Source organism: Dongia sp. agr-C8, assembly GCF_054658695.1.
This window is the reverse complement of record NZ_BAAGHZ010000002.1, coordinates 1-12,628: the sequence shown is the minus strand read 5'-3', so window position 1 is coordinate 12,628 and position 12,628 is coordinate 1. Positions and strand designations below refer to the sequence as shown.

Annotated in this window: 12 protein-coding genes and 1 pseudogene; 8 read left to right on the top strand and 5 right to left on the bottom strand. The window is 65.9% G+C overall.

What is annotated here, in order from left to right; all coding sequences use genetic code 11:
* Positions 1-10 precede the first annotated feature (10 nt).
* Positions 11-1,021 (top strand): ABC transporter permease, encoded by a 1,011-nt coding sequence (locus tag ACYQ4T_RS07420; RefSeq protein WP_459852091.1) that lies wholly within the window; start codon positions 11-13, stop codon positions 1,019-1,021.
* 90 nt (positions 1,022-1,111) lie between these two features.
* Here ACYQ4T_RS07420 and ACYQ4T_RS07415 read toward each other — a convergent pair whose 3' ends face one another.
* The 3 genes from ACYQ4T_RS07415 to ACYQ4T_RS07405 form a co-directional block, all read right to left on the bottom strand.
* Positions 1,112-1,468, bottom strand: coding sequence for a hypothetical protein (locus tag ACYQ4T_RS07415; RefSeq protein WP_459852089.1), 357 nt, complete (start codon positions 1,466-1,468; stop codon positions 1,112-1,114).
* 73 nt (positions 1,469-1,541) lie between these two features.
* The gene (locus ACYQ4T_RS07410) at positions 1,542-2,549 is read right to left on the bottom strand and encodes a hypothetical protein (RefSeq protein ID WP_459852087.1); all 1,008 of its coding nucleotides are present in this window, start codon (positions 2,547-2,549) and stop codon (positions 1,542-1,544) included.
* Positions 2,549-3,676, bottom strand: coding sequence for an ROK family transcriptional regulator (locus tag ACYQ4T_RS07405; protein ID WP_459852085.1), 1,128 nt, complete (start codon positions 3,674-3,676; stop codon positions 2,549-2,551). The genes ACYQ4T_RS07410 and ACYQ4T_RS07405 overlap by 1 nt, the downstream gene beginning before the upstream one ends.
* A 295-nt stretch (positions 3,677-3,971) precedes the next feature.
* Between ACYQ4T_RS07405 and ACYQ4T_RS07400 the strand changes: the two genes are divergently transcribed.
* The 5 genes from ACYQ4T_RS07400 (at position 3,972) to ACYQ4T_RS07380 (ending at position 8,420) form a co-directional block, all read left to right on the top strand.
* A complete protein-coding gene (locus tag ACYQ4T_RS07400; protein WP_459852083.1) occupies positions 3,972-4,997 on the top strand; it encodes a substrate-binding domain-containing protein in 1,026 nt (341 codons plus the stop codon).
* A 104-nt stretch (positions 4,998-5,101) separates the two neighbouring features.
* Positions 5,102-6,163: an ABC transporter permease gene (locus tag ACYQ4T_RS07395; RefSeq protein ID WP_459852081.1), complete on the top strand. Its 1,062-nt coding sequence runs from the start codon at positions 5,102-5,104 to the stop codon at positions 6,161-6,163.
* Positions 6,160-6,939, top strand: coding sequence for an ATP-binding cassette domain-containing protein (locus tag ACYQ4T_RS07390; protein ID WP_459852079.1), 780 nt, complete (start codon positions 6,160-6,162; stop codon positions 6,937-6,939). The genes ACYQ4T_RS07395 and ACYQ4T_RS07390 overlap by 4 nt, the downstream gene beginning before the upstream one ends.
* A 117-nt stretch (positions 6,940-7,056) precedes the next feature.
* Positions 7,057-8,034 carry a bifunctional helix-turn-helix transcriptional regulator/GNAT family N-acetyltransferase gene (locus ACYQ4T_RS07385; RefSeq protein WP_459852077.1) on the top strand — a complete coding sequence of 326 codons (978 nt, stop codon included), beginning with the start codon at positions 7,057-7,059 and terminating at the stop codon, positions 8,032-8,034.
* The gene (locus ACYQ4T_RS07380; protein ID WP_459852075.1) at positions 8,004-8,420 is read left to right on the top strand and encodes a thioesterase family protein; all 417 of its coding nucleotides are present in this window, start codon (positions 8,004-8,006) and stop codon (positions 8,418-8,420) included. The genes ACYQ4T_RS07385 and ACYQ4T_RS07380 overlap by 31 nt, the downstream gene beginning before the upstream one ends.
* Here the strand turns inward: ACYQ4T_RS07380 and ACYQ4T_RS07375 are convergent.
* A complete protein-coding gene (locus tag ACYQ4T_RS07375) occupies positions 8,417-10,153 on the bottom strand; it encodes an adenylate/guanylate cyclase domain-containing protein (RefSeq protein ID WP_459852073.1) in 1,737 nt (578 codons plus the stop codon). The two genes, ACYQ4T_RS07380 and ACYQ4T_RS07375, sit on opposite strands and share 4 nt — an antisense overlap.
* Before the next feature lie 189 nt (positions 10,154-10,342).
* On the opposite strand from ACYQ4T_RS07375, the gene ACYQ4T_RS07370 reads away from it, so the two are divergent.
* Both ACYQ4T_RS07370 and ACYQ4T_RS07365 read left to right on the top strand, forming a co-directional pair.
* Positions 10,343-11,353, top strand: coding sequence for a dipeptidase (locus tag ACYQ4T_RS07370; RefSeq protein WP_459852071.1), 1,011 nt, complete (start codon positions 10,343-10,345; stop codon positions 11,351-11,353).
* 19 nt (positions 11,354-11,372) lie between these two features.
* Positions 11,373-12,122, top strand: coding sequence for an SDR family oxidoreductase (locus tag ACYQ4T_RS07365; RefSeq protein WP_459852069.1), 750 nt, complete (start codon positions 11,373-11,375; stop codon positions 12,120-12,122).
* Between the two features lie 392 nt (positions 12,123-12,514).
* Here the strand turns inward: ACYQ4T_RS07365 and ACYQ4T_RS07360 are convergent.
* Positions 12,515-12,628: pseudogene (locus tag ACYQ4T_RS07360) on the bottom strand (IS5/IS1182 family transposase); the annotation flags it as partial.

Below are 12,628 nucleotides of genomic sequence, written 5' to 3'. Positions count from 1 at the left end.
GACAGAGCCCATGCTGAAGAAAGATCTCGGCCTCCTTCTCCTGATCCTGATCGTCGGCACGGTGGTCGCGGTGTTGAACCCGCGCTTCATCTCGCCGATCAATCTTTCCAACACCGCGAACCTGATCGGCCTCTTCGGCCTGTTCGCGATCGGCCAGGGCTTTGTAATCATCACCGGCGGCATCGATCTATCGGTCGGCTCGATCTTCGCGCTGCTCGGCGTCATCTTCATCGACATGATCGGCCTCTGGGGCGTGCCCTGGCCCCTGGCCTTCCTCCTGACCGTGATCGCCGGCGTGGCGCTGGGCGGCATCCATGCCTTCCTGGTCACAAAGATGAAGATCCAGCCCTTCGTCGTGACCCTATGCGGCTTGCTGATCTATCGCGGCCTTGCGCGCTGGTATACCGGCGACGGCACCGCCGGCTTCGAGTTCGGCCAGACCTTCCCCGGCCTCGAGTTCATCACCACCGGCCGCACCTACGGCGTCCCGCACAGCTTCGTCGCCTTCATCATCGTCGCGGTGATCATGGGTGTGGTGCTGCACCGTTCGGTGTTCGGCCGCTATCTCTTCGCGGTCGGCAAGAACGAGGAGGCGGCGCGCTATTCCGGCATCAATTCTCGGAAAGTGATCGCCGCGGCCTACGTCATCTCCGGCCTGCTGGCGGGGATCTCCACGGTCTATTTCGCGATGTACACCCGGTCGATCTCACCGGCGTCGCACGGCAACTTCTATGAGCTCTACGCCATCGCCGCCGCGGTGCTCGGCGGCTGCTCGCTGCGAGGCGGCGAGGGCTCGGTGCTCGGCATCGTGCTCGGCGCGGTGCTGCTGCAGGTGCTGCAGAACCTCGTGAACCTGCTCGGCATCGAGAGCTCGCTCAACTTCGCGGTGATGGGCGGCGTCATCCTGATCGGCGTCATCGCCGACCAGCAGCTGGTCCGCTACCGAACCATGAAGGCGAACGAGCGCAAGCGCGCGCTCACCCATGGCGCGCTCAGTCCCGCGGCGCAGGAAGAGAAGTAAAATCAAACGTCATTGCCGGGCTTGACCCGGCAATCTTGCTCCGCATGGCGACACATGCCCAGGTCAAGCCCGGGCATGACGACGGTTGAATTACTGGTCGAGCTTCTTCAGCTTGGCGCAGCTCTTCTCGATCGCGGCGCCGGCGCCTTTCAGCCGGTCCTTGGTTGGTTGCTGTGCGATGGCCATCCACATGGAGTTGGCGTTCTGCAATTCCGCCCGCATGGCCTTGCTGGGCTCGTCCTTGGTCGCATCGTAGGACGCTTTGACATCCTTGATCGCCTTCGGGCACTGGCGGATCTTCGTGGCGGCGATTTCGTCGGCACAGGCAGCGATTCCCTCCTGCATGATGGTGCAGAAGCCGGCGCCGGTGGCATCCGCCCGGGCCATGTTCGACGCAGCGGGAACGGAAACGAGAATGAACGCCGTCGCGGTGAGGAATCGCAGCATCTTTAGCCTCCGTTGATGGGGCGTCCTCTGTAGCCGAGGGCGGGGCCGGCAGGCAAGCCCGTCGGTGACCCGGTCAGGGACAGGGTGGCGGCGGTTCCGGCGCCAGGGCGGTCGACGGATCGGCGGCATGGGCGAAGACGGCGCGGATGCGGTTCAGCACCTCCGGCGAGCGGGGTTTCACGAGCCCGGTGGAAAGCATCGCGAAGTTCTCGGCCAGGATCTCTTCGGGATGGATGTTGTAGAGCGTGTTCTCGCCGGTCCCGCGCTCGAGCCCGACGACCCGATTGCTGGCAACCACGCGCAGGTCCACGGGCACGCCGTCCTTGCGATCGGCGATGCGGCGGGAAACCAGGAATCGGTCCTTCATGTAGCTGAAGAAGTCGCCGCCCTGAGCAGGGTCGTAGCGGTCGGTCGTGAACATCAGGATCGGCGTGCCGCAGACCTCTTCGTCGTCGGCCGTCACGCGGATCAGGTGATCGTTGCCCTGGGCATCCGGATTGGTGACCAGCTGTGCGGCAATGTCGGCAGGCAGGGGAAAGGGGTCTACTTTGACGAAGCCGATCGCGGCATAGAGCGGCGCGCGTAAGGCCGGGTTCTGCCGCGAGACGATGTGGAAGACTTCATGGGCGAGTATCCATTGCAGATCCTCCTTAGCGCCGTCGGCCATGACCTCCGGGATCATGACGGCATCGCCCCGGGTATAGGCGGCATGGCCTTCCTCGGCGCCGCTGGTCTTGATCAGCAGGATACGCGGCGGCGCCGGCACCTGGAGCGCGGTCAAAGCCGGCACCAGCGCGGCAATGTCGGCGCGCAAGGCCTGGCGCTCGCCGGCGGTCCAGTCCCGCGCCGCTTCGGCGGCGAAGCGACGATACTCTTCGCGGGAGACGGCGCGGTCGGTCTTCAGCCGCATCGCGCGGTCGAGCGGCGTCATCGCGACCGTATACGCGTCGTCCGCGCCCAGTGCCGCGGCCGCTTCTTCGACCGTGGCGAAGGCGAAGGTCGCCTCGGCCCAGCCGGCCTCGGCCCGGGCGTCCACGGCGAAGGCCAGCAGCAGCACGGCCCCAAGCCAGGGTGCGCGCATCAAGCCGTCTCCTTCGCAAAGGACATCGGGTCGAGGATGTAGCGATTGAGCAGCGGCAGGCAAGCGCCGCCGATCGCGCGGGCATTCTGCCCGACCTCGCCTTCGATGATGGCCGGCGGGGTGATGCCCTGGAGGTCGAGGTCGGCCATGGCCTTGGCGGTGCGGGCGACGATGCGGCGACGGATCGCCGGCGGGAAGCCGCCGTCGATGATCACCGCCGGGAAATCCACCACCGAGCAGGTGGCGACGATCGCATGCGCCAGCGGTCCGGCGATCTCGGCGATCCAGGCATCGAGAGGCTTGCCGAGGCCGTCCCAGTCTTCCGGCTGCAGCCAGAGCGGGGAGGGATCGATGCCCGCCGCCTTCAGGCGGCTCTCTAGCAGGTGGATCGAGGCCGCGTCGATCAGCTGGATCGGCGACTTTCCTTTGCCGGGTACAGGCATCGAGCCGATCGCGCCGGCGTTGCCGCCGCTGCCGGTGAAGACCGCGCCGTTCAGCACGACGCCGCCGCCGATGAAGAAGCCGATGAAGAAATAGAAGAAGTCCTTGAACGCGCTGCCGCGCCCGAACAGGACCTCGGCGACACAGGCCGCGGTGGCATCATTCTCCAGGAAGACAGGGAAGGGCAGCTCGCTTTCCAGGGCGGCGCGGAGGTCGGCGCCGCGCCAGGCATCCATCTCCCGCTGCGGCGCGTTGAGCTCCTGCGCCCAGTTCCAGAGCTCGAAGGGTGCGGCGATGCCGAGCCCGGCGATCCGCGCGCGCATCCGCGTCGGCAGCTCCGCCGAGAGCGCGGCGATCTCGCGCCGGGCGAATTTCAGCACCGTGTCGGGCAGCGGGAAGGCATAGTTCTGCCGGCGCGTGCCGCGCACCCTTCCGACGAAATCCATCAGCACCAGCTCGACGCTGCGCCGCCCGATCTTCAAGCCGAAGGAGAAGACGCCGTCGGCCGCCAGGGTCATCGGGATCGACGGCTGGCCGACCCGGCCGCGCACCGGCGTGCCGCGCGCCAGCAATCCATCCTGTTCCAGCTTGCGCATGATGACGGAAGCGGTCTGGGTCGAGAGCCCGGTCAACCGCGCGAGCTCGGCCTTGGCCAGGGCGCCGTGGCGACGCAGCAACGTGAGCATCAATTGCTCGTTGTGCAGGCGGAGATCGGCCTGCTTCGAGCCGCGACCGGGACGCGGTACGGTTGAGCGGAGTGGCTTCGAAACCTGAGGACCCACGCCCACGGCGTTGCATCCGATCGACGAAATTTGGCTGGCCCCTTGATGCTCAAGGAGAATTGCTAATTAATCAAGTTAATTTACATATTGACGCTAACCGCGCACTGCCTTTTGATGGTGGGTGTTGGGGGCATAGGACCTCCGGCGTAATGAAGGTCGCGGCAACAGCGGCCCTAACCCCTTGGGAGGAGTTTCCACGATGAAGAAGTCTCTGCTTTCGTCGGCTTTGGGCGCGGCCGTGCTTGGCTTTGCTTTCGCCGGTTCGGCGCAGGCCGCGGATATCGGCGCCTGCCTGATCACCAAGACCGACTCCAACCCGTTCTTCGTCAAGATGAAGGAAGGCGCGCAGAAGAAGGCCGACGAGCTCGGCATGACCCTGAAGGCCTACGCCGGCAAGATGGACGGCGACAACGAGAGCCAGGTCGCGGCGATCGAGAGCTGCATCGCCGATGGCGCCAAGGGCATCCTGATCACGCCCAGCGATACCAAGGCGATCGTTTCCTCGGTGAAGCAGGCGCGCGACGCCGGCATCCTGGTGATCGCCCTCGACACGCCGCTGGAGCCGATCGACGCCGCCGACGCCACCTTCGCCACCGACAACTTCATGGCCGGCAAGCTGATCGGCGAATGGGCCCTGAAGACCATGGGCGACAAGGCCAAGGACGCGAAGATTGCGCTCCTGGACATCAACGTCACCCAGCCGACCGTGGAAGTGCTGCGCGACCAGGGGTTCCTCACCGGCTTCGGCATCGACACCGTCGACATCCATCGCAACGCCGACGAGAAGGATCCGCGCATCGTCGGCAACGACTTCAGCGACGGCAACGAGGAAGGCGGCCGCCGCGCGATGGAGAACCTCCTGCAGAAGGACCCGGGCGTCAATCTCGTCTACACCATCAACGAGCCGGCCGCGGCCGGCGCCTATGAAGCGCTGAAGGCGGTCGGCCGCGAGAAGGACGTGCTGATCGTCTCGGTGGACGGCGGCTGCCCCGGTGTCAAGAACGTGGCCGACGGCGTCATCGGTGCCACTTCGCAGCAATATCCGCTGCTGATGGCCTCGATGGGCATGGAAGCGATCAAGGCCTTCGCCGATACCGGCAAGAAGCCGGAGAAGACCCCGGGCCTCGACTTCTTCAACACCGGCGTCACCTTGATCACCGACAAGCCGGTGGACGGCGTGCCTTCGATCGACACCAAGGAAGGCCTCGCCAAGTGCTGGGGTTGACCGTCTCGCGCAACGGCAAGACACTCTAAGCGTCACTCTGAAGTCGGTGCGCGGCCCCCGGGCTCAATCCCGGGGGCCGTCGCCGCCGCGCATGCCGGGAGCGAATGATGGCCGAAGCGGAGTTCGAGAAGTCCCTGGCGAATGCCGATACCAGGGTCGCCTCCTTTGATGTGCGCGAGCGCTCGCCGATCGAGCGGCTCCAGCACTTCCTGCATTCCAGCCCCTCCGCGGTGCCGCTGCTGGTGCTGGTCATGTCGGTGGCGCTGTTCGGCATCGCCAACGGCTCGAAGTTCTTTTCGCCCTTCGCGCTCACCCTGATCCTGCAGCAGGTCGCCATCGTCGGCATCGTCGGCGCGGCGCAGACCCTGGTCATCCTGACCGCCGGCATCGATCTCTCGGTGGGCGCCATCCTGGTGCTCTGCTCGGTGGTGATGGGCAAGTTCAGCATCAACTACGGCCTGCCGCCGATCGTCGGCCTGGGGGCGGGACTGCTGCTGGGGCTGGCCTGCGGCGCCTTCAACGGCCTGCTGGTCGCCTATGTCAAGCTGCCGCCCTTCATCGTGACGCTCGGCACCTGGCAGATCTTCAGCGCCGCCAACTACATCTATGCGGCGAACGAGACCATCCGCAGCCAGGACGTCGATGCCCAGGCGCCGCTGCTGCATTTCCTCGGCAACAAGGTGGAGTTCGGCCAGGCCAACTTCACCTTCGCGGTCTTCCTGATGATCTTGCTCGCACTGTTGCTCTGGTACGTGCTGAACCACACCGCCTGGGGCCGGCATGTATATGCGATCGGCGACGACCCCGAGGCGGCGCAGCTCTCCGGCATCAATGTCCGGCGCAAGCTGATCTCGGTCTATGCGCTCGCCGGGCTGATTTGCGCCGTGGCCGGCTGGGCCCTGATCGGCCGCATCGGCTCGGTCTCACCGCAAGGCGGCCTCAACGCCAATATCGACGCGATCACCGCCGCGGTGATCGGCGGCACCTCGCTGTTCGGCGGGCGCGGCTCGATCCTCGGCACCATGTTCGGCGCCCTGATCGTCGGCACCTTCGGGCTGGGCCTCCGCTTGTGGGGCACCGATCCGCAATGGACCTACTTCTCGGTCGGCGCGCTGATCATCATCGCGGTTGCCATCGACCAATGGATCCGGAGGGTGTCCGCATGAGCGAGCCGATCCTCAAGGCCCGCGGCCTGATGAAGCGTTTCGGGCGCGTGGTGGCGCTCGATCACTGCGACTTCGACCTCTATCCCGGCGAGATCCTCGGCGTGATCGGCGACAACGGCGCCGGCAAGTCGTGCATGATCAAGGCGATGACCGGCGCCCTGACGGTCGATGCCGGCGAGATCGAGTTCGAGGGGAAAAGGGTCGCGTTCCGCTCGCCGATGGAGGCGCGGCTCGCCGGAATCGAGACCGTCTACCAGAACCTGGCGCTCTCGCCGGCGCTCTCGATCGCCGACAACATGTTCCTCGGCCGCGAGCTCCGCAAGCCGGGGCTGGTCGGCAAGCTGTTCCGCACCCTCGATCACGCCGAGATGGAGCGCCGGGCGCGGGACAAGCTCTCGGAGATCGGCCTGCTCACGATCCAGAACATCGGCCAGGCGGTGGAGACATTGTCCGGCGGCCAGCGTCAGGGCGTGGCGGTGGCGCGCGCCGCCGCCTTCGGCTCCAAGGTCGTCATCATGGACGAGCCGACCGCGGCCCTGGGCGTCAAGGAATCCCGCCGCGTGCTGGAGTTGATCCTGGACGTGAAGAAGCGGGGGCTGGCGATCGTGCTCATTTCCCACAACATGCCGCATGTCTTCGAGGTCTCCGACCGCATCCACATCAATCGTCTCGGCCGCAGGCTTTGCGTCATCAACCCGAAGGAGCACTCGATGTCGGATGCCGTCGCCCTGATGACCGGCGCCAAGGCCCCACCCGCGGTTCCCGAGGCTGCCTGACGAATACTTGACTGAGTCAACTATCTGCCGCAGTATTCGTCATCGCCGGGCGTGACCCGGCGATCTGCCAGACATGGATGGAGATCCGCGGGTCAAGCCCGCGGATGACGGATATAGATGGCTATCTCATCTCCCCAGGACGACCTCGAGCGGGACATTGCCGCGGTGCGGCGCTTCAACCGCTTCTACACCCAGAAGATCGGCGTGCTCGGCGAGGGCTGGCTGCACAGCCCGTTCACCCTGACTGAGGCGCGCGTCCTTTATGAGATCGCACATCGCGTGGACGCGACCGCGACCGAGCTCGCCCGCGACCTCGGACTCGACGCCGGATATCTCAGCCGGATTCTCGCCAGCTTCGAGAAGAAGAAGCTGCTGAATCGCACCCCTTCCGAGAGCGACGGGCGCCGCTATCATCTCTCCCTGACCGAGAAGGGCCGCAAAACATTCGCCCCGCTCGAGGAGTCCACCCGCCGCGACGTGGCCGCGATGCTGGACCCGATGCCGCAAGCCCAGCGCCAGCGCATGATGCAGGCGATGGATGCAATCGAAGCGGCGATGGGCTCGCGGACCGAGCCGGAGGGCTATGTTCTCCGCGCGCCCAAGCCCGGCGACATCTCGCTAGTGATCGCGCGCCAGGCGCGGCTCTATGCCGAGGAATACGGCTGGAACGGCGAGTTCGAGGTCATGGCGAACGGGATCGCGATGGCCTTCGCCAAGAACTTCGATCCGAAATGGGAGCGCTGCTGGATCGCGGAGCGGGGCGGGGAGGCGGTAGGTTCGATCTTCCTGGTGAAGCAGAACGAAGAGGTCGCCAAGCTGCGCATGCTCTATGTCGATGCGGCGGCGCGCGGCCTCGGGCTCGGCAAGCGGCTGGTCGAGGAATGCATCGCCCAGGCACGCGCCTTCGGCTACAAGAGAATGACCCTCTGGACTAATGACGTCCTCGCCGCCGCGCGGCATATCTACAAAGGGCAGGGCTTCAAGCTGGTCAAGGAGGAGCGCCACCACCTGTTCGGCAAGGACCTGGTGGGCCAGACCTGGGAACTGGATTTGGAGAAAAAGGAATGTCCAGCGGAGCACCGCCGCTCGGCCTGAAGCACAAGCAGAGCATCACCGTCACCCCCGACCTCACCGTCCCCAGCGTCTCGCCGCATTTCGCCGGCTTCCACGACATGCCGGCGGTCTTCGCGACGGCCTTCATGGTGGGCTTCGTCGAAGACACCTGCGTTGCCGCGCTGAAACCGTATCTGGCGCCGGGCCAACGCAGCGTCGGCACACACGTTAACGTCAGCCACAGCGCCGCCACGCCGATCGGCATGATTGCCAGCTGCGAAGTCGAGCTGGTCGAGGTCGACGGCCGCAGATTGAAGTTCAAGGTGCTCTGCACCGACGAGAAGGGCCCGATCGGCGAGGGCTTCCACGACCGAGTGCTGATCGATCTCGAGCGTTTCCTGTCGAAGCTCGGCCCAGCGAAGTCCTAAGCCGGCAGCCCCGCCTTGAGCAGCAGGTCGCGGTGGTGCGCCTCGTCCGCGGCCTGGCCGTGGTGCATGGTCGCGATATGCGCCGCTACGGTGAAATCGGGCGCCAGCTTCAGCAGCTGCGCGGCATGGCTTTCCGCGGTGCTCGCGTCGCCGGTCCCGGCATGGCTCGCTGCGAGCAGGGCGTGATGGCCGGCATCGAGCGGCGAGATCCGGTTGATGGCGTCGATCGCCTCCGCGTAACGGCGGGCGACGAAGAAGGCGCGGCCGAGATGGCCCCAGAACCGCGCCGGGTGATAGGGGTTGAGCCGCATCGCCTGGCGGATCCAGTCGATGCCTTCCTCGGCCCGGCCGAGCCAGGTCAGGAGCTCGCCCTGCTGCACGACGATCAAGTCGTCGTTGGGGTTGAGGTTGAGCGCCCGCTCCTGGTGATAGCTCGCCTTGTCGAGATCGTTGCGGGCGACCGCGATCGCGGCCGAGATCCGGTGCACGTCGCTGTCGTTGTCGTCGAGCGCCGCGGCGCGTTCCAGCTCGGCCAGCACCTCGTCCCAGGTGGCGTCGCGATCGGCGCAATAGCCGTTGACCCAGGCCTGGCCCAGGATGCAGGCGCGCCAGGCCCGGGCATGGGCATAGCGCGGGTCGAGCGCGATCGAGCGGTCGATCATCGCGGTCGCCTGCGCGTTGTCTTCCCGGGTCGATCGGTGATGCAGCAGCCGCGCCGCCATCACGCATTCGAAGGCGGCCATGCTGGAGGTGGGCTTGTTCTCGGCGCGGGCGCGGGTCGCGGCCTCGATCCGCCCGGGCAGGATGGCGACGATGGTGCGCACGACCTCGTCCTGGATCGCGAAGATGTCCTCGAGCTCGCGATCGTACTTCTCGGCCCAGACATGCCGGTCGGTCTCGCCGTCGATCAACTGTACGGTTATCCGCACCCGGTTGCCGGCGCGTCGCACGCTGCCTTCGATCACATACTGGACGTCCAGCGCTTTCGCCACGTCGCGCACATTGACGGCCTGGCCCTTGTATTTCATCGAGGAATTGCGCGAGATCACCAGCAGGTCGCGGAACCGCGACAGCTCGGTGATGGTGTCTTCGGTCAGCCCGTCGGCGAAGAATTCCTGCTCGGAATCGTCGCTCATGTTGGCGAAGGGCAGCACCACGATCGACGGCTTGCGGACATCGCGCGCGGCGGTCAGCGGGTCATCCACAACCCCCGGCGCCCGTCCGACCGAGGCCAGGAAGGCGCGGACCGGGCGGCTGATGTTCTTCAGCGCCGGCTCGCCGATGTCGTCGAACCGGACCGGTACCTTGTTGGCGATCTGGTCATGCACCACGGCGGAGACACAGATGCCACCCGGCGCCGCCAAGGCCTGCAGCCGCGCCGCGACATTGACGCCGTCGCCGTATAGATCTTCACCCTCGACGATGACATCGCCAAGGTTGATGCCGATGCGCAACACCATCCGGCGCGCCTCTTCGAGCGAGTCATTGGCCGCATCCATGGCCCGGTGGAGAGCGATGGCGAACTCGACGGCTTTGACCGGGCTCGAGAAATCGAGCAGCACGCCGTCGCCCATGACTTTGAACAGGCGGCCGCCGTGCTGCGCCGCCAAGGGACGCAGGATGGACTTGCGGCGCTCCTTGAGCGCGGCCAGGGTCCCGGCATCGTCGACTTCCATCAGCCGGCTGTAGCCGACCACGTCAGCCGCAACGATGGTGGTGAGACGTCGGTCCATGCGGTCGATCCGGAATCCTGGCAGCGGACGGCGCTTGCGCGGCGGAAGTGTAGGACAGAATCGAGCCGGGATGAAGGCGCCGGGAGGGGTTGTCCGACCCCCATCCATACGGGCTAGAATGCGCCGCCGGCCGAACCCTCCACCGGACGGCCCGCCAAAAGAGTTCAAAAGGCCATTCAAGGGATCAGCATGGACGTCGCCGCGGTCGAGAAAGCACCCGAGATCTACCGGAAGTCCATCGTTTGGGACGGCCATTCCTGCATGCCGATCCAGGCGAACCAGGATCTCTCCGCCGTCGAGCGGCATCGCCGCGCCGGCGCCACCTTCGTCTCGCTCAACGTGGGGATGGATTTCAACCCGCTGGCGCAATGCATTCGTGTGATCGCCGGGTTCCGGGACTGGATCGCCAGGAACAGCGAGCGCTACCTGCTCGCCGGCACGGTCGAGGACGTGAAGCGCGCCAAGCGCGAGGGCAAGCTTGCGATCGCCTTCGATCTCGAAGGCTCGGCCATGCTCGAGGACGATCTCGCCATGCTCGGCCTCTACCGCGATCTCGGCGTGCGGCAGATTCACCTTGCCTACAATCTCAACAACTCGATCGCGTCCGGCTGCCATGACCAGGACCGCGGCCTGACCGCTTTGGGCCGCGCGGTGGTCAAGGAGATCAACCGTGTCGGCATGCTGATGGACTGCTCGCATACCGGCCGCAAGACCAGCCTGGAGATCATGGATGTCTCCTCGAAGCCGGTCATCTTCTCGCATTCCAACCCGCTGGCCCTGCGCGAGCATGTCCGCAACATCACCGACGAGCAGATCGACAAATGCGCCAAGACCGGTGGCGTCATCGGCATCTGCGGCATCGGACCCTTCCTCGGCAACAACGACATCCGGACCGAGACCATCATCCGCCACATCGACTATGTGGCGCAGCGCGTCGGCGCCCGGCATATCGGCCTCGGCCTCGACTATGTCTTCCACCCGGAGATCGACGACCTGCCGGCGCATGAGAGCCCCGACAAGTGGTGGCCGCGCGCGCTCGGTTATGGCAGCACGGGCGGCGCCATGCAGATCGTGCCGCCCGAGCAACTGCCGGAGATCGCCGAAGGCCTGGTGAAGCACGGCTATGCCGAGGCCGACATCGCCGGCATTCTCGGCGGCAACTTCCTCCGCGCCGCGGAACAGACCTGGGTCCCCGAATAACCGAAAGCCGAGTAAGCGCATGAGCAAGACGGTGTTGGTGACCGGCGCCGGCCGGGGTATCGGAGCGGCAATCGCACGCGCCGCCGGCAAGGCCGGCTATCGCGTGGTCGTGAACTACGCGCATTCGAAGGGTGCGGCCGAGGCGCTGGCGGGCGAGATCAAGCAGCATGGCGGCGAGGCGGTGGCCATCCAAGGCGATGTCGGCGTCGAAGCGGATATCGAGCGCCTGTTCAAGGCGATCGACGACAAATACGGCCCCCTCGACGCGCTGGTGAACAATGCCGGCGTGATCGGTCCCTATGGCAAGGTCGAGGCCCTGAAGGCGAGGGATGTCGAGCAGCTGCTCAGCATCAATGTGACCGGTGCCTTGATCTGCGCCCGCGAGGCGGTGCGGCGGATGTCGACTGCGCATGGCGGAAAGGGCGGGGTCATCGTCAACATCTCCTCGGCCGCGACCACGCTGGGCTCGCCCAACGAATTCATCGCCTACGCGGCCAGCAAAGGCGCGATCAACTCGATGACCATCGGGCTGGCGAAGGAAGTCGGCAACGAAGGCATCCGCGTCAACGCGGTAGAGCCCGGCCTGATCGAGACCGAGATCCACGAAGCCGCCGGCCCGCCGGGTCGGCTGGCGCGCCTTACCCCCAGCGTGCCGCTGGGCGGCCGCGGCGGCACGGCGGACGAGGTGGCGGGGCCGGTGCTGTTCCTGATGTCGGACGCCGCTTCCTACATGACCGGCGCTATCATCCGCGTTGGCGGCGGCCGGTAGAACTGGTTTAGAGCAGATCGGTTCAGTCGAATCCGGAGCGGAGGCGACCGAACCTGAGCGCAATCTGCGCCAGCTCTCGCGCCTGACGTCCAGTGCTTCTTGTGGTATCATCGGCGTGCTGTTTGAGATCGTAAATCTTGTGTCGAGCCCGCGCGCGGTTTGACGCCGTCTGTGTTGCACCGCGTCGCAGACCGGACGCAGACGAAGCAAAAAATCTGCTGCCCGGAAAGGGGCGGGGAAACAATCACCACCAGGGACTTACGAGGCTCTGCGCCCGCGGGGCAGTGGTCTGGCGATGCTGCACCTGCGCCACAGGTATTCACGAGATCTCCGCCGGGGAGAGGAACGTTGGCTGGATCGAGGCTGAACCAATCTCGCCCTAGGGTCCGGACTCAATTGATCCAGCACGTGAAGATGGCGGCGATATAGGCGCCGCTGAGGAAGTTTCTGGCAAGCTTGTCGTAACGGGTTGCGATGCGGCGCCAGTCTTTGAGCCTGCACCACAG

What these genes read in the sequence shown, in the direction of transcription:
- ACYQ4T_RS07420 (WP_459852091.1), top strand. Translation starts at nt 11, where the DNA reads ATGCTGAAGAAAGATCTCGGCCTCCTTCTCCTGATCCTGATCGTCGGC.
- ACYQ4T_RS07395 (WP_459852081.1), top strand. Translation starts at nt 5,102, where the DNA reads ATGATGGCCGAAGCGGAGTTCGAGAAGTCCCTGGCGAATGCCGATACC.
- ACYQ4T_RS07370 (WP_459852071.1), top strand. Translation starts at nt 10,343, where the DNA reads ATGGACGTCGCCGCGGTCGAGAAAGCACCCGAGATCTACCGGAAGTCC.
- ACYQ4T_RS07405 (WP_459852085.1), bottom strand. Translation starts at nt 3,676, where the DNA reads ATGCTCACGTTGCTGCGTCGCCACGGCGCCCTGGCCAAGGCCGAGCTC.
- ACYQ4T_RS07415 (WP_459852089.1), bottom strand. Translation starts at nt 1,468, where the DNA reads ATGCTGCGATTCCTCACCGCGACGGCGTTCATTCTCGTTTCCGTTCCC.
- ACYQ4T_RS07380 (WP_459852075.1), top strand. Translation starts at nt 8,004, where the DNA reads ATGTCCAGCGGAGCACCGCCGCTCGGCCTGAAGCACAAGCAGAGCATC.
- ACYQ4T_RS07410 (WP_459852087.1), bottom strand. Translation starts at nt 2,549, where the DNA reads ATGCGCGCACCCTGGCTTGGGGCCGTGCTGCTGCTGGCCTTCGCCGTG.
- ACYQ4T_RS07390 (WP_459852079.1), top strand. Translation starts at nt 6,160, where the DNA reads ATGAGCGAGCCGATCCTCAAGGCCCGCGGCCTGATGAAGCGTTTCGGG.
- ACYQ4T_RS07400 (WP_459852083.1), top strand. Translation starts at nt 3,972, where the DNA reads ATGAAGAAGTCTCTGCTTTCGTCGGCTTTGGGCGCGGCCGTGCTTGGC.
- ACYQ4T_RS07365 (WP_459852069.1), top strand. Translation starts at nt 11,373, where the DNA reads ATGAGCAAGACGGTGTTGGTGACCGGCGCCGGCCGGGGTATCGGAGCG.
- ACYQ4T_RS07375 (WP_459852073.1), bottom strand. Translation starts at nt 10,153, where the DNA reads ATGGACCGACGTCTCACCACCATCGTTGCGGCTGACGTGGTCGGCTAC.
- ACYQ4T_RS07385 (WP_459852077.1), top strand. Translation starts at nt 7,057, where the DNA reads ATGGCTATCTCATCTCCCCAGGACGACCTCGAGCGGGACATTGCCGCG.